The sequence below is a fragment of the Ramlibacter sp. G4-7 genome (genome assembly GCF_057784995.1).
This window is the reverse complement of the sequence record NZ_JBYNTT010000003.1, coordinates 86057-101533: the sequence shown is the minus strand read 5'-3', so window position 1 is coordinate 101533 and position 15477 is coordinate 86057. Positions and strand designations below refer to the sequence as shown.

The 15477-nt window shown below is 68.4% G+C and carries 17 protein-coding genes; 12 read left to right on the top strand and 5 right to left on the bottom strand.

The genetic code is table 11. The features are described 5' to 3' along the window. Positions 1-32 precede the first annotated feature (32 nt). The 3 genes from AC3EGR_RS05465 to AC3EGR_RS05455 all read left to right on the top strand — a co-directional run bounded on the left by AC3EGR_RS05465 (position 33) and on the right by AC3EGR_RS05455 (position 4317). Entirely contained in the window at positions 33-638 is a 606-nt protein-coding gene (locus AC3EGR_RS05465) for a DUF1326 domain-containing protein (RefSeq protein WP_488545439.1), read from the top strand. A gap of 77 nt (positions 639-715) precedes the next feature. Next, positions 716-1813, top strand: a complete 1098-nt coding sequence (locus tag AC3EGR_RS05460) for a PAS domain-containing sensor histidine kinase (protein ID WP_488545438.1) — start codon at positions 716-718, stop codon at positions 1811-1813. 221 nt (positions 1814-2034) lie between these two features. Continuing rightward, positions 2035-4317 carry a PAS domain-containing protein gene (locus AC3EGR_RS05455; RefSeq protein ID WP_488545437.1) on the top strand — a complete coding sequence of 761 codons (2283 nt, stop codon included), beginning with the start codon at positions 2035-2037 and terminating at the stop codon, positions 4315-4317. Between the two features lie 21 nt (positions 4318-4338). Here the strand turns inward: AC3EGR_RS05455 and AC3EGR_RS05450 are convergent, their stop codons facing one another. Continuing rightward, on the bottom strand, positions 4339-5211 hold the full coding sequence (locus AC3EGR_RS05450) for an amino acid ABC transporter substrate-binding protein (RefSeq protein WP_488545436.1): 873 nt from the start codon (positions 5209-5211) through the stop codon (positions 4339-4341). Between the two features lie 208 nt (positions 5212-5419). Here AC3EGR_RS05450 and AC3EGR_RS05445 point away from each other — a divergent pair, with 208 nt between their 5' ends. Continuing rightward, complete coding sequence (locus AC3EGR_RS05445) at positions 5420-6151, top strand: alpha/beta hydrolase family protein (protein WP_488545435.1); 732 nt, start codon at positions 5420-5422, stop codon at positions 6149-6151. Positions 6152-6159: 8 nt separating this feature from the next. On the opposite strand, the gene AC3EGR_RS05440 is transcribed toward AC3EGR_RS05445, so the two are convergent. After that, positions 6160-7107, bottom strand: a complete 948-nt coding sequence (locus tag AC3EGR_RS05440) for a LysR family transcriptional regulator (RefSeq protein ID WP_488545434.1) — start codon at positions 7105-7107, stop codon at positions 6160-6162. A gap of 33 nt (positions 7108-7140) precedes the next feature. On the opposite strand from AC3EGR_RS05440, the gene AC3EGR_RS05435 reads away from it, so the two are divergent. Next, a complete protein-coding gene (locus AC3EGR_RS05435) occupies positions 7141-8052 on the top strand; it encodes a cupin domain-containing protein (RefSeq protein ID WP_488545433.1) in 912 nt (303 codons plus the stop codon). 29 nt (positions 8053-8081) lie between these two features. After that, the gene (locus AC3EGR_RS05430) at positions 8082-9056 is read left to right on the top strand and encodes a Bug family tripartite tricarboxylate transporter substrate binding protein (RefSeq protein ID WP_488545432.1); all 975 of its coding nucleotides are present in this window, start codon (positions 8082-8084) and stop codon (positions 9054-9056) included. Between the two features lie 193 nt (positions 9057-9249). On the opposite strand, the gene AC3EGR_RS05425 is transcribed toward AC3EGR_RS05430, so the two are convergent. Further along, the gene (locus AC3EGR_RS05425; RefSeq protein ID WP_488545431.1) at positions 9250-9603 is read right to left on the bottom strand and encodes a DUF1428 domain-containing protein; all 354 of its coding nucleotides are present in this window, start codon (positions 9601-9603) and stop codon (positions 9250-9252) included. A gap of 170 nt (positions 9604-9773) precedes the next feature. On the opposite strand from AC3EGR_RS05425, the gene AC3EGR_RS05420 reads away from it, so the two are divergent. Continuing rightward, positions 9774-10448 (top strand): DsbA family oxidoreductase, encoded by a 675-nt coding sequence (locus tag AC3EGR_RS05420; protein WP_488545430.1) that lies wholly within the window; start codon positions 9774-9776, stop codon positions 10446-10448. Positions 10449-10484: 36 nt separating this feature from the next. Here AC3EGR_RS05420 and AC3EGR_RS05415 read toward each other — a convergent pair whose 3' ends face one another. Next, a complete protein-coding gene (locus tag AC3EGR_RS05415; protein ID WP_488545429.1) occupies positions 10485-11201 on the bottom strand; it encodes an RNA pseudouridine synthase in 717 nt (238 codons plus the stop codon). A 106-nt stretch (positions 11202-11307) separates the two neighbouring features. On the opposite strand from AC3EGR_RS05415, the gene AC3EGR_RS05410 reads away from it, so the two are divergent. The 4 genes from AC3EGR_RS05410 (at position 11308) to AC3EGR_RS05395 (ending at position 14700) form a co-directional block, all read left to right on the top strand. Beyond that, the gene (locus AC3EGR_RS05410; protein ID WP_488545428.1) at positions 11308-11727 is read left to right on the top strand and encodes a DUF3597 domain-containing protein; all 420 of its coding nucleotides are present in this window, start codon (positions 11308-11310) and stop codon (positions 11725-11727) included. A gap of 150 nt (positions 11728-11877) precedes the next feature. Beyond that, positions 11878-13077: an MFS transporter gene (locus tag AC3EGR_RS05405; protein ID WP_488545427.1), complete on the top strand. Its 1200-nt coding sequence runs from the start codon at positions 11878-11880 to the stop codon at positions 13075-13077. A gap of 76 nt (positions 13078-13153) precedes the next feature. Next, positions 13154-13546, top strand: coding sequence for a hypothetical protein (locus AC3EGR_RS05400; protein WP_488545426.1), 393 nt, complete (start codon positions 13154-13156; stop codon positions 13544-13546). 563 nt (positions 13547-14109) lie between these two features. Then, entirely contained in the window at positions 14110-14700 is a 591-nt protein-coding gene (locus AC3EGR_RS05395) for an NnrU family protein (protein WP_488545659.1), read from the top strand. A 4-nt stretch (positions 14701-14704) separates the two neighbouring features. Here the strand turns inward: AC3EGR_RS05395 and AC3EGR_RS05390 are convergent, their stop codons facing one another. Further along, positions 14705-14923, bottom strand: a complete 219-nt coding sequence (locus AC3EGR_RS05390) for a DUF3072 domain-containing protein (RefSeq protein WP_488545425.1) — start codon at positions 14921-14923, stop codon at positions 14705-14707. A 219-nt stretch (positions 14924-15142) separates the two neighbouring features. Here AC3EGR_RS05390 and AC3EGR_RS05385 point away from each other — a divergent pair, with 219 nt between their 5' ends. Further along, positions 15143-15400 (top strand): hypothetical protein, encoded by a 258-nt coding sequence (locus tag AC3EGR_RS05385; protein WP_488545424.1) that lies wholly within the window; start codon positions 15143-15145, stop codon positions 15398-15400. The last annotated feature ends 77 nt before the right edge of the window (positions 15401-15477 follow it).

Sequence of the window (15477 nt, the reverse complement as noted above, 5' to 3'; positions counted from 1 at the left end):
CCGGACAAGGACTCACAACGCGAGGAGGGCCCATGGCCTGGCAGATCTCCGGTCAGTACATGGAGACGTGCAACTGCGCGTTCCTGTGCCCGTGCATCGTCACCAACCTCCAGGGCACGCCAACGGAAGGCAACTGCAAGGCCGCGCTCGGGATGCACATCGAGAGCGGCAGCAAGGACGGCGTGTCGCTGTCGGGCATCTCATTCATCACCCTCCTGGAGTCCAAGGGGCCCATGGGCGCCGGCAACATGACGGTGGGCCTCATCATCGATTCGGCCGCCAGCAACGCGCAGGTGGAAGCGATCACCGCGATCGCCAGCGGCGCCGCGGGCGGGCCCATGGCCATGATGGCGCCGCTGGTGGGCAAGTTCGCCGGCGTGGAGCGCGCCAAGGTGACCATCAGCCACGACGGCGAGAAATGGACCGCGAGCGCCGGCGACCTGGTGGACCAAACCTGCGAGGGCGTGCTGAACATGGAAGGCAAGCCGCTCGCCATCGACAACGCCTCGCACCCGGTGAACTCGCGCCTGGCGCTGGCGAAGGCGGTGCGCAGCGTGTTCAACGCGTTCGGGATCCGCTGGAACGACGAGAGCGGCACGCGCAACGGCCACTATGCGCCGTTCTCGTGGTCGGGGTAGGTCCCCGGCGGCGCGTTTACTCGATCACCGGGGACACCCGGTCACCAGCCCACTGACCGATATGGCATATTGGTCCGATGGACAGCCTGCTGACGTCCACCGAATACCGGCTCCTCGTCGAGCACTCGCCGGTGATGGTGTGGCGTGCGGGCACCGACGCCAAGTGCGATTACTTCAACGCCACCTGGCTCGCATACACCGGCCGCACCCTGGAACAGGAAATGGGCGATGGCTGGGCCGAGGGCGTGCACCCGGACGACTTCCAGCGCTGCGTCGCGCACTATCTCGACCACTTCCACCGCCGCGAGCCCTTCGAGATGGAATACCGGCTGCGCCGCGGCGACGGCGTGTTCCGCTGGATCTTCGACCGCGGCGTGCCTTACACGGATGACGCCGGCGCCTTTGCCGGCTTCATCGGCAGCTGCATCGACGTGGACGAGCGACGCAGCGCGCAAGCCGTGCAGGAGGAGCACGCCCGCGAGCAGCTGGAGCTGGCACGCGACTTCGAGAAGTGGATCCTGGCGATCGTGAGCCACGACATCCGCGACCCGCTGAACTCGATCCAGCTCGCAGCGCACGTCCTGGACCGGACGGCGGCGAGCGACAGCCCCACGCGCAAGCAGGTCGAGATGGTCACGCGGGGAGTGGGGCGCATCCAGCACATCGTGGGCGACCTGCTGGACTTGTCGCGCGAGCGCGAAGGCGCCGGCATCGCCGTCGTCCGCCGGCCCACCGACCTGCGCGCCCTGTGCCAGGACATCATCGCCGACGTGAAGGCCATCGCGACCAACCGCCAGGTCACCTTCGATTGCGAAGCGGACGGCAACGGCGCCTGGGACGAGCAGCGCATCCTGCAGGCCATCACCAACCTCACCGCGAACGCCGTGCAGCACGGCACGCCTGGTTCACCGGTGCGGCTGCGGCTCACGGGCGACGCCCAGCGCGTGGCCGTCGAAGTGCACAACGAAGGCGCGATCCCCGCGGAGGTGCTGCCGCGCATCTTCGAGCCCTTCCGTTCCGGGCGCAGCCACGGCGGGCGCGGCGAAGGGCTGGGCCTCGGCCTGTTCATCGCCAAGGCCATCGCCGTGGCCCACGGCGGCGCGCTCGAGGTCGATTCGTCGCGACAGGCGACGACCTTCCGCATGGTGCTGCCGCGCTACATGCCGGCGGCTTAGCCCCGGACCGATGACGATCTCGGGCAGCCCGGCGCCGCCTTCGGATCCAATCTGAACCATTGCCGAGCCGGCGCCAGACGACGGGCGTTGCCGGCCGTACCCACCCACGGCCCTCCGACCTCCCTAGAATCGTCCCGCCGCGCTGCCCGGCACCGCATGGATTCACTGATGAGTTGCTTTTCCCAGTCCACCCCCGGGCCGTCCACGGCCCCAGCCCTGCCTTGACGTACGACCAGGCGCAGCGCTTCGTCCAGAGCCTGCCGGGCCTGTTCCTGGTGGTGCGGGCGGACGAACCGTTCACGATCGTCGCCGCCAGCGACGACTACCTGCGCGCGACCCACACCGACCGCAGCATCCTGGGGCAGCCGATCTTCACCGTGTTTCCGGACAACCCCGACGCGCTGTTCACCAGGGCCGTGGCCAACCTGCGCGCGTCGTTCGAGCGGGTGCTGGCCACGCGCGCGACCGACACGATGCCGACGCAGCGCTATGACGTGCGGCTGCCGGCGTCCGCCGGCGGCGCCTTCGAGGAAAGGTTCTGGAACCCGGTCAACGCGCCGGTGCTCTCCGCCGAGGGCGAGGTGGAGTACATCGTGCACCGCGTCGACGAAGCGACCGCCAAGACCAATCGGGACGCGGTGGCCATCCTGGAGAGCATCGCCGAGGGCTTCTTCACGCTCGACAGCCAGTGGCGCTTCGACTTCGTGAACCAGCAGGCGCACCGCATCCTGAACCGCGAACCCGGCACCTTGGCAGGCCGCAAGCTGTGGAACGAGCATCCCGGGCTGGAGGGCACCGAATTCGAGCGCTGCTACCGCCGCACGATGTACCAACGCGAGTCGACCACCTTCACCGCGTTCTACCCCGGCCACCAGCGCTGGTACGAGGTGTCCACCTTTCCGGCGCCCGAGGGCCTGTCGGTGTACTTCCGCGACGTCACGGAACAGAAGGTGCTGCAGGCCGATCGCGAGCGCCTGATGGCGGAGTCGGAAACGCAGCGGCGCATCTACGAAACGGCGCTGAACAGCACGCCGGATTTCGTCTATGTCTTCGATCTCGACCACCGCGCCCTGTACGCCAACGAGGCGCTGCTGAAGGTGTGGGGCGTGGACGATGTCCGCGGCAAGCGCTGGATGGACCTGGGCTACGAACAGTGGCACGCCGACCTGCATGACGCCGAGATCGACCGGGTCATCCGCACGCGCGCACCGATCCGCGGCGAGATCCCTTTCACCGGCACCAACGGCACGCGGGTCTACGACTACATCTTCGCGCCCGTGCTCGACTCCCAGGGCGAGGTGGTGGCGATCGCGGGCACGACCCGCGACATCACCGACCGGCAGGCCGCGGAGCAGGCGCTGCGGCAGCAAGCGGCCAGCCTGGCGGAGGCCGACCGCGCCAAGGACGAATTCCTCGCCACCCTCTCGCACGAGCTGCGCAACCCGCTCGCGCCCTTGCGCAACTCGCTGGCCTTGCTGCGCCGCATCGACGGTGACAACGCGAAGGCCGCACCGGTGCGCGCGATCATGGAGCGTCAGGTGAACCACCTCGTGCGCCTGGTCGACGACCTGCTGGAGGTCTCGCGCATCAGCCGGGGCACGGTGTCGCTGCGCAAGGAACGGGTGGAGCTGGCCACGGTCGTGCAGAACGCCGTCGAGACCAGCGAGCCGCTGGTGACTGCAGCGGGCCATGCCCTCGAAGTGGAACTGCCGCCCGAGCCGGTGTGGCTCGAGGGTGACCCGGTGCGGCTGGCGCAGGTGCTGGCCAACCTGTTGAACAACGCCGCGAAGTACAGCGAGGAGGGCGGCAGCATCCGGGTGCGCGCTTCAGCGCAGGACGGCCACGCGGTCGTGAGCGTGCAGGACAGCGGCATCGGGATCGAGCCGGAGATGCTCCCGAGCATGTTCGCGATGTTCACGCGCGGCCACCGCGACAGCGGGCGGACGCAGGGCGGGCTGGGGATCGGGCTGGCCTTGTCGCGGCGGCTGGCCGAGATGCATGGCGGCACGCTGGAGGGCCACAGCGAGGGCGCGGGCAAGGGCAGCGAGTTCGTGGTGCGCCTGCCGATCGCTGCGATCGTGGACACGCCGGAGGCGGTGGCGCCCACCCGCCTCGAGGATCCGGGCCTGCATGGCGTTGCGGCGCTGGTGGTCGACGACAACCACGACGCCGGCGACACCCTGGGGCAGGTGCTGGCCATGATGGGTGCGCAGGTTCGCGTGGCGCGCGACGGCCGCGAAGCCCTGCAGACGTTCGCGTCCTTCCAGCCCCGCGTCGTGCTGCTGGACATCGGCATGCCGGAGATGAATGGCTACGAAGTGGCCCGCGCGATCCGCACGCGCTTCCCCGATGCGCCCACCACGCTGGTTGCGCTGACCGGCTGGGGCCAGGAGGACGACCGCCGGCGCGCGCGCGAGGCGGGCTTCGACCACCATCTGGTCAAGCCGGCGGAGATCGATGCGCTGCGGGAACTGCTCGGGTCCTTGAAGGCGGCCGGAGGCTGAGCGGCGCGCGCCGCGCGGCGCCTATTCCGGCAAGCGCCCCAGGCCGTAGATGATCTGCAAGGCAGGGCTGGGCTCGCCCAGGCCGGAGAACCAGCGCATGTAGATCTGCTCCAGCTGTTCGGGGTTGGAATAGACCTTGGCCAGCGCGGCGTCGACCGCCTGTTGCAACACCCAGTCGCCTCGCGGCAGCACGATGGCGTAGGGCTCGTAGGACAGCGCTTCGGCCAGCAGCGCCGTCTTCGACGGGTCCTTCGCCTTGGCGGCCAGGCCCAGCAGCAGCACGCGGTCGCTGGCAATCGCGTCGATCGCGCCCGACTCGAGTTGCGCGAGGCCTTCCTCGCGCGAGGACACGGGAACGACGGTGGCGGAGACCGACATTGCCTTCATCGCATCCGCGAGCGCGCGTTCGTTGCTGGTGCCGCGCAGCACGCCGATCTTCTTGCCCGCCAGCGCCGAGAGCGAATAGCCCGGTGTCGACTTGAGCACCAGCAGGCCGGTGCCGTCGACGAAGGTGAGCGACGAAAAGCCCACTTCCTTCTTGCGCGACAGCGTCACCGTGCTGGCGCCGCATTCCATGTCGGCCTGGCCGCTGGCCACGGTCGTGAAGCGCGTCGCCACCGACACGGGCACCCAGCGCACCTGCAGCGGTCCCACGCCCAGCTGGCTTTCGATGCTCGCGATGACCGCGCGGCACAGGTCGATGGTGTAGCCGGCGGGTTTCTTGTCGGCGTCTTCGTAGGAAAAGGGCAGGGCATCCGGGCGGTACGCCACGGCGATCGTCCTTGTTTCCTGCACCTTCTTCAGGCGGCCCTCCAGCGGGGGCGAAGTGGCCTGCGCCAAGGTGAGCGACGGCGCCAGGCACAGCGCGGCGAGGAGGAGGGTCAGGCGTGACATGGCCGGACTATCGGGCTTTGGGCGTGGGGGCCGTATTGGGCGAAGGTCCTACCTGCCCGGTCGCACACGCGATCGGCAATGGGTAGGGTGTGATGAGCCGACGAGGCGAGAGACAGGCAGGCAAGGCCCCTCTGGTTATCAGCGAACCCTGATACCCGTATCCGCGCCGGAGGATTGCGGCGGACACCCTCGCGGGGAATGATGCGTGATGCCGACGAGCCCCTCTCCCCATTCCGAAAGCCGCGGCATTGCCGAGCGCACCTTCACCTGTGCCGTGGCCGGCCGCACCGCCCCCGTCGCGGTCTGGCTGCCGATGAGCCAGAAGCCCTGCCCGCTGGTGCTGGTGGGCCATGGCGGCTCCGGCCACAAGCGCTCCGAGTTCGTGCTGGACGTGGTCACGCCTCTGGTGCGTGATCGCGGTTTTGCCGTCGCAGCGATGGATGGCCCCGTGCATGGCGACCGGAGGGCGATTCCTGCAGCGCCTGGCACCGTGCGCGACGACTTTCGTGCGCTGTGGGAGGCCGGCGGCAGCGTCGAGCCCATGGTCGCGGATTGGCGCGCCGTGCTGCAGGCGCTCTGTGCCTTCCGCGAGATCGACGCCACGCGCATCGGCTACTACGGCCTGTCCATGGGCACCGCCTATGGCTTGCCGCTGCTGGCCAACGAGCCGCGCATCCGCGCGGCCGTCATCGGCATGTGGGGAACGTCGCGCGTCAACAGCCAGCGTCTGGTAGAGGACGCCCGCGCCGTGCGCTGCCCGACCTTGTTCTCGCTGCAGTGGAACGACGAGCTCTTCACCCATGAAGGGCAGTTCGAGCTCTTCGACGCCCTGGCGACCGAGCGAAAGAGCATGTCCATCTACCCCGGTGGCCACGTCAACCCGGGCGGTGCGCGCCTGGACGACATCGTGCACTTCCTCGTCCGCGAGCTGGCTGCCTAGCCGCCCGCTCAGCTGCCGTGGAACAGGTCCCGGATCACTTCACGCAGCCAGACGTGCGCGGAACTCGCATGCGTGCGCTCGTGCCAGAACATCGCGACGCGAACCGCGCCCAGCGGAAAGGGCGGCTCCAGCACCTGCAAGGCGTCGGCGCGCGCTGCATGCTCCGCGACGGCGAGCGTCAGGGTGGCAATGTGCGTGGAGGCCGCTACGATGGGCGCCGACGCCAGCGCGGAGGGCACGATGACACCCACGCGACGCGTGCGCCCGCGGGCGGCGAAAGCCTCGTCCACCTGGCGCTCGATGCTGGAGTGGCCTTTCAAGGGCTTGTAGTGCACGTGCCGTTCGTCCATGTACTGCTCTTCGGACAGCCTCCCCTGGATGCGCGGATGGTTGCGCGCGACGACAACGCGCAGCTCCTGCTGGTACAGCGTCGAGGTGTAGAGGGCGTCGGGCGCGTGCGGCTGGTAGGCGACCACGAGATCCGCCTCGCCGTCCTGCAATTGCTCACGCAGCCGCGAAGGCTCCGAAGGGCTGATCGACAGGCGCACGTGCGGGGCCAGGCGCTCCAGGACCTCCGTGAGGCGCGGCACCAGCATGAACCCCACCGATTCAGTGGCACTGAGGTGGAACGTCGTTTCCGCGGTCGCCGGATCGAACGCGCGGGTGAGCGCGAACGAATCCTCCATCAGCTCCAGGGCGGCGCGGGCGCTGGCCGCGATGCGCGTGGCGTTCGGCGTGGGCGCCATGCCCTTGGCCGTGCGCACGAGCAGCGGGTCCTGGAACACATCGCGCAGCTGCGCCAGCATCGCGCTCATGGCGGGCTGGCTGATGCCCAGCGCGTCGGCAGCACGCGAAACGTGCGAATGCTCCACCAGCACGCACAGGCACCGTAGCGCGTGCAAGTCCAGCTTCCGCAACAAGTCCTTGCCGGGCATCTCGCCTTCTCGATCCTTCATTGCCACCGTTCATCTTAGCAACGCACCTCGACCATGACCCAAGCACAAACCAACTCTCCCGCGCCCGTGCCCGCCTTCCTGCCGGAAGGCTCGTTCGCCCGCTATGCCACGCTCGATTGGGACCGCGGCGCGTACGGCGACGTCAATGCGGAAGGCCGACGCCGCAAGATCATCCGCATGATCAGCCGCGCGCCCAACGCGCCGGTGCGCGTGAAGCACAACTTCCAGATCGGCTCGATCGATTCGTCCGCCGGCAACGGACCCACGCTGCACGCGCACGAGTATCCCGAAGTCTTCATCCCGATCCGCTCCGCGTACCATGTCGACTACGGCAGCAATGGCCACCACCGCGCGCGGCTCGGGACCTACGATGCCTTTTCCCTGCCGCTGAACGTGCTGCGCAAGTTCGAGGCGGTGGAAGTGGCGCCGCGCGAAAGCCAGATGCTGTCGCTGTTCGACACCACGCTGGAAGACGCGAAGAAGGGCATCAAGGTGACCAAGGAGATCGCTGCCGCCGACGCCGCCGCCGGCCTGCCCCAGGACTTCTCGATCAGCGACGACCTCGTCGACTTCTCGCCCGAGGAGGCGGAAGCCCGGCACATTGCGCGCTTCGCCAACCTGAAGGTGGAGGAGACCGGAGGCCTGCTGCTGCGCCGGCTGATCGCGACGAACGACGCACGCGCCGCCCTGCGCACTCCGCACGACTTCCAGGTGGACTTCCTCGAGGTGCCGGCCGGAAAGCTGTCCGACGCCTGGCGCAGCGACTGCCGGGAAGTCTTCGTCGCGCTCGAAGGTCAACCGCAGGTGCTGTGGAATGACAAGCCGGTCGGGATGGAACGTCTCGACGTCTTCTCGGTCGCACCGGATGCGCAGCGCGCCATCGGTGCCGCCGGCAACACGCGCGCGTTGCTGCTGCGCGTGCGCGACCTGGGCAACCGCGCCTGAACCCGCAAGCCATCCACGAAGGACACAACATGCAATTCCTCAAAACGCTCAAGGTGCTGGGCACGGCGGCGGTCATGACGGCAGCGGCTGCCGCCCCAGCGTGGGCGGCCTATCCCGACAAGCCGGTGAAGATCCTGGTGGGCTTTGCGCCCGGCGGCGCGAACGACATCATCGCGCGGCTGATTGCCAAGGAACTCACCACTGCCTGGGGCCAACCCGTCGTGGTCGAGAACAAGCCCGGCGCGAACGGCGCCATCGCCTTCCAGCAGGCGGCCAAGGCTCCCGCTGACGGCTACACGCTGGTGCTGGGCACGGCCGGGCCGACCACGATGAACCAGGCGCTGCAGAAGCTGCCGTTCGACGTGCTGAAGGACTTCACGCCCATCGTGAACCTGGTGGACGCGCCGCATGCGCTGGCCGTCAACGCGAAGCTGCCGGTGAACAACCTGCAGGAGTTCATCAAGCTGGCCCGTGACTCCAAGCCGGCGCTCACCTACTCGTCCCCGGGCATCGGCAACAGCGGCCACATCGCGATGGAGATGCTGAAGCAGCAGACCGGCGTGGACATCACGCACATCGCGTACAAGGGTGCCGCTCCGGCGCTGAACGACCTGATCGCCGGCCACGTGCAGGCCTATTTCACGTCGGCGGCCGCGCTGCTGCCCCACGTGAACACCGGAACCATCAAGGTCCTCGCGATCACCGGAGATGCGCGCCTGACGCAACTTCCGAACGTGCCCACGATGGCGCAAGCCGGTTTCCCCAAGTTCGAGTTCCCGGTCTACGGTGGCCTGCTCGGGCCCGCGGGCATGCCCGCGGACATCGTGCAGAAGATCAACGTCGACGCGAACAAGGCCCTGCACTCGCCGGCCTTCCTGGATGCGCTGAAGCAGAACGCGCTGGTGCCCGTGGGCGGCACGCCCGAGCAGTTCGCGAAGTTCCTCGCGGGCGACCTGGAGCGCTGGACCAAGGTGATGAAGGCGGGGAACATCCGGCCGGAGTGAGTCGGCCTTGTTGTAGGGTGGAGGTGAACGAAGTGAACCCCACCGAGCGCGCAGCGGTGGGATTCGCTCGCGCTCACCTTCCGCGGCTGCGCCGCGCCACCCTACAAATCCGGACTGCGCCGCGCCACCGTGCAACCAAGACTGCGCCGCGCCACCGTACGAACAGGCGACTGCGCCGAAAGGCCACGCCTTCCTACTCGCTGACGATCACCTGGAAGCCGCCGTAGATCATCCGCTGGCCGTCGAAAGGCATCGGGTTCATGCCTTCCTTGAGCCGTGGGTCCTCCATGGCCTTCTTCATTCCCGTGTCGCGGACGGCCTTGGACGGCCACATGATCCAGGAGAAGACCACCGTCTCGTCCCGCTTGCGCTGCACCGCCATCGGGAAGGAGGTGACCTTTCCCTCCGGCACGTCGTCGCCCCAGCATTCGACGACCGCCAGCGCGCCGTTCTCCTTGAACACGGTGCTCGCCTTCTGCGCGACGCTGCGGTAGGTCTCCTTGTTCGCCGTCGGCACCGGGACGACGAAGCCATCGATGTAGTTCATGCGAGCTCTCCTTGGTGAGGGCGGCCGCGAAGCGCGGCACGTACCGGGATGACGAACAGGTCCCTGGATTTTCGACATCCGTGCACGTAACGGGAAGTTGCCGCCCGGTTTTGACGAAGCCCCTCCTCAAGGAGGGTGTCCCCGAGCCCGACTGCGGCGAACATCGCACCATGCCCGCCGTTCCCGCGCTGACCGTGGCCGTCACGTTCGACCTGATCTGTCCCTGGTGCCTCATCGGCAAGCGGCACCTCGCCACCGCGATCGCGCAATTGCGCGCCGAGCAACCGGACGTCCCCGTGAACGTGGAATGGCGGTCGCTTCCACTGATCCCGGACACCCCTCTGACCGGCATCCCGTACCGCGAGTTCTACGAGGCACGGCTCGGCGGCGCCACTGCCGTCGCCGCGCGGCAGGCGCAAGTGCAGGCCGCCGCGCGCGAGGCGGGACTCACGCTGGCCCTGGCGCAGATCCAGACCTTCCCCAACACGCTGCTGGCCCACCGGCTGGTGCGTTTCGCGCGCGAGCAGGCAGGAACGCACGCGGCGTCGGCGCTGATCGAAACACTGTTCACGCGCTACTTCATTAAGGGCGAAGACATCGGCGACCCGCGGGTGTTGCGGGCGGCCTTGCAAGAGTGCGGCATTGCGATCCCGCAGGCGGCGGATGTGCCGTTGCACCACGATCTGCCCTGGTTGCCGGACTTGCCGGATCCGGCCGACGCGGCGGCAGGCAACGGCATGGGCGTGCCGCACTTCGACTTCAACGGCGCCCTGGGCATCTCCGGCGCCGTGCCCCCGGCGGTCCTGCTGCAGTCCATGCGCCGCGCCCTGGCCTTGTCGCAATAGCGATCCCGGCGACGCCGCCGGGCGCGCGTTCCGTCACTAGAACCGCTCGCCCGCCGGCAGATACCGCCACTGCCCGGACGGCATCCCCGCCATCGCCACGCTGCCGATGCGGATGCGTTTCAACGCGGTGAGCTGCAGGCCGACCTGCTCGCACATCCACGGCACCCACACGGCATCGATGCCCTTCATGGCAAAGCGCAGCCGTGCCTCGCTCTGCCAGCTCACGCGCGCCGGAGGCATGGGCCTGCCCTCGTGCACGAGGCCGCGCGCCATGCGCTGGAGGCCATTGGGTGCGATCGCGCCGGCCACTTCCGCGACCAGTTCCTGCTCGACCAGCGCCGCATCTTCGGTGAGCTTGCGCACGATGCGCCGGTCCTGGCTGAAGACGGTCAGGCCGCTCGCCGCGTCCGGCAACGGCAGCAAGGCGACGAGGCCCACCGCGTGGCTCTTGATGCGGCGGATGCCCGAGGTGTCGCCGCTCCAGTGCGAGTCGGCGGTCACCGCGACCAGCGCTTGCGCCGTGCGCATGCCGGCGGGCTTGTGCACCAGCAGCGTGGCCGGCGAAGGGGCTTGCAGATGCGCCTTGGGATCGACCTCGACCCGCTGCTGGCTGCCGACGCGGAACTGCGGCTCCTCCATGCGCTTGCCGTCCACGCGCACCCAGCCTTCGGCGATGTACTGCTCCGCCTGGCTGCGCGAGCAAGGCACCAGCGCGGCGACGACCTTGGACAGGCGCTGCGATTCTTCTGACATGGCCTGATTGTGGGCCTGCGGCCGGGCACCGCAACGTTCGGTCACTGCCGTGGGGCAGACGCTGGCCTACGATCCGCTTCCCGATCACCACCCGCAAGGGGGAAACATGAGCTTCTTCGGCAAGATCCTGGACAAGCTGGGCTTCGACGCAGGCGCCGGCAAGGTGGAGGACATGCTCAAGGCACCCGTGCCCGCGCGGCCGGCGACCACCGTGTCCGGCGCGGGCGCTGCACCTGCTGGCACTGCTGCTGGCACCGCGGCGCCGACCGTGGACGTCACCGCGATGCTCGAACAGAAAGCGGCGGCCAACCCACAGAAACTGAACTGGCGCACGTCCATCGTCGACCTGCTCAAGCTGCTGGACATCGACAGCAGCCTCCAGGCGCGCAAGGAACTGGCGGCCGAGCTTCACTGCCCGCCGGAGCTGGCGAACGACTCCGCGAAGATGAACATCTGGCTGCACAAGGCGGTCATGCAGAAGCTGGCGGCCAATGGCGGCAAGGTGCCGGCCGAACTCCTGGACTGAACGAGGTCCCACCGACATGGCTCCGTCGCGCGTTTGACGGAGAGTGGCCGCCGCACTGCGGCCTTTGCACCAGGGGACGCGCGTCGGCAGTTGTTGGCGGCAGGCTTGCGTCGAGTCGAGACGACGCAGGCCCTATGCTCCCAGTCCAGCATGAGCACCGAAGTCCGTCCCGCCGCCGGCGTTTCCGGCGACTCCCTCTGGTCCGCGTTCCTTCCCCTGGTCCCTTTCATGGCCGCCGTGTTCGCCGGCTTCTTCGCGATGGGGATCGCCTTGCCGGTGCTGCCGCGGCACGTACACGACACGCTGGGGCAGGGGACCGTGGTGGTCGGGTTCGTCATGGGCAGCCAGTACCTGTCCGCGCTGTTCGGGCGCATGTTCGCCGGCGGGATGGTGGACGCGCGCGGTCCGAAGATCGCCGCCCTGAGCGGACTGGGCTTCGCGTTCGGGGTCGGAGCGCTCTATCTCGCGTCCGTGCCGTTCACCGCATCGCCGCAGCTGGCTTTGGGGCTGGTGGTGCTCGGGCGCCTGCTCTCCGGTTTCGCGGAGGCTTTCGTCATCACGTCGACGATGGCCTGGGGCCTGTCCCGCGTGGGGCCGGCGCATGCCGGCAAGGTGTTCGGCTGGATGGGAGTGGCACTGTTCGGAGGCTTCGCGGCGGGAGCGCCGACCGGCATGTTCCTGTACGGGCGCTTCGGCTTCACCGGCGTGGCCGTCGCCGTGCTGGTGGTCGCACTCACGGGTTGGGTGGGCACCCGCCTGGTCGCGGGCGTGGCGCCGAGCACCTTGCCGCGGCTGCCCTTCTACAAGGTGCTGGGCGCAGTGAAGCTGCCGGGTGTCGGCCTGACCTTGTGTTCACTGGGCTACGCGATGATCACCGCCTTCGCCGTGCTGCTGTTCGCGCAGCGCGGATGGGACGGCGGTGCGCTGGCCGTGAGCTGCATGGGGCTGGGCTTCATCGCCGGCCGCCTGCTGTTCGGACAGTTGCCCGACCAGGTGGGCGGCGCGCGCGTGGCGATGTTCTGCGTGCTGGGCGAAGCGCTCGGTCTCGCGCTGATCTGGATCGCGCCGCATCCTGCACTTGCGTGGGCAGGCGCCGCGCTGGCCGGTGGCGGCTACGGTCTCGGGTTCCAGGGTTTCGGCGTCGAAGCCGTGCGCCGCGCGCCCGTGCAAAGCCGCGGGTCGGCCATGGGCGCATACGTGATCTTCCAGGACCTGTCCATGGGCCTGGGACCGCCGCTGGGTGGCATGCTGGCGCAGGATGCGGGGCTGGACGCGGTCTACCTGGCCGCGGCCGTCGCGGCGCTCGGCGCCGGTGGCGTCGCTGCAATCCTGCTGCGTGGGCGGCGTTGAGCCTTTCGGGTCACTCGCAGCGCCTAGGGAAATGCCTTAAGCTCGAGCTGTATTGCTCCAACAACAAGAACGCTTCGTGACCCCCGACCCACTCTCCGCCGCCGACGCAGCTCCGGCCCATCCCGGGCAGCGCCTCGTTCGCGCCGAGCGCCCCCTCCCGACGATCACGGAATGGTCCGTGGTCGGCCACGACCGCATCGTCGGCTTGCTGCACGACGGCACGAGCCGCTCCAACGGCAAGAAGATCATCACCTCCCCCATCGTGCGCGTGCAGTTCGCGCAGGGCGAACACATGCCCCTGGCCCACACCCAGTCCGGCAGCCGCTATGCGCTCGCCGCGGCCGGCCAAGGCTTCGGTCCGGAGCAGGCGGAGCACTTCCTGCGCTTCAAGAGCAGGTCCCCGCGTCCACGGGACCCGGATCTGCTGGATCCGGCACTGCGCACGGTGCTGATGAAGCTGCCGTCCTAGCGGCGCCAGCGGAACGCTGGCCGCGGTCCGCTTCCTGAGTTCGTCGTGCGCCTGGCGCTTCGCGCGTCGCTCTGGCGGTGGGTTCGCCTTGCTCACCACCTCCGTGCAAACTTGCTGACGCTGCTCGAACAGATTCGTTCGAGGGGCGCGATGCTGCACGCGCAGCGCCGATCCGACAAGCACTTTCTGCGTCGCGTGGCCGCACGACGACATCCGGCAGACGGCCGAAAATTTTTTTTCGGCGCACAAGCCTGTGGAGCGTTTTCGCACAACCGGGTGCTTATCCACATGCTCGGCCGTTTCGGCCAGGTTGTTCATGTTTGTAGGACACCACCGACGCAGTCCTACACACAGTGGTCCATCGCACGCAAGTGCCTGACGGCAAAGGGGAAAAACCGGGTTGTCCACACGGCAGGGCCTCCCTTAGCTACTACGACTACCTTTGAAAAAGGAATTCAGGGAAACCACCGCGGACAACATTCCGGGTGCGGCGACCTCGGGCCTTGGGGACGGTGCGGCGTTTGGCGCAGAATCCGCCGCTCGGAGTGGATGGAGGCTTGGCGATGCTGCTGCTCGTGCTGGGGTTGGTGCTGTTCCTGGGTGCGCATTCGACGCGGGTGTTCGCGGACGACTGGCGTACGGCGACGGTCGCCAAGGTCGGCGAGCGGCCGTTCAAGGGCGCGTACTCGCTGGTGTCCGTGGCCGGCTTCGCGTTGATCGTGTGGGGGTACGGCCTGGCGCGCCAGCAGCCGGTGGCCCTGTGGGGCGTGCCGCCGGTGGGCATGCGGCACGTTGCGGCTTTCCTCACCCTGCTGGCCTTCATCCTGGTCACGGCGGCCTATGTGCCGCACAACGAAATCAAGCACCGGCTGCACCACCCGATGGTGCTGGGCGTGAAGGCCTGGGCCCTGGGGCACCTGCTGGCGAACAACACGCTGGCCGACCTGGTGCTGTTCGGGTCCTTCCTGCTGTGGGCGGTGCTGGACTTCCGCGCGGCGCGCAAGCGGGACCGCGAGACCAGCACGGTCTACGTCAAGGGCAAGGTCCAGGGGACCGTCACCACGGTGCTGATCGGCGTGGTGGCCTGGGCCGTGTTCGCTTTCTGGCTGCACCGCGTGCTGATCGGGGTGCAGCCCCTGGGCGCGGGCGCCTGATGCCTCAGGTGCCGCGGCCCGTCTTCTCCTGCAGTTCGTCGATCTTGCGGGATGCCTCGGCCTTCGTGAGCTCGTCTTCGACATCCTCCTTCGCCTCTTCGGCGAGCGTGTGCAGGTAGGAACGCTGGGCCCCGGTCATGGGCTCGTCGCCCGTGACCCAGTGCTCGGGGTCCTTCCGCATGTTGCTTTCCTCGGCCTTGGATTGGGTTTGCTTGTCGGTCATGTGGACTCCTGACTGTCGATAAGCACAGTATCTGGATCCGGTCGCCGCCAGCATGTAGGCGCATGCCGAAAGCTCCAGGCCAAGGGGAAGACGTCCGACACGCCCGGGGGGCGCTCCTTCCCAGAATGGGTCGACGACATGGGGCTTTCCAATGGATGAACTCAAGGCATCACGGCGGAGCCCACCCTGCAACGCACCCCATCGAGAAGGAGCAAGACCATGACCCATCGCTACAAGGCAAACCCCCAGGACAAGCAGGCCGGCCACACCGGCAAGGTCGAAAACGACACCAACAAGCAGGGCGAGGAAAAGGCGACGCAGACCAACGAGGGGCGCCGCACGGCCTCCAGCCGGCACGACCGCGAGGATCACATCGGCAACAACCAGGCCAAGATGCGCCGCGGCACCACGCAAGGCACGACGTCGCAGCAACCGCCGATGAAGGAAGCGCGCGGAGGGAACAAGCGGGGGATGTAGGTCGGCAACCGAATCCACGGCATTGCGGCGTCGCGCCGCGATCCATGGGGCGTTGGCTGAGGCGCCCCATGGATCCC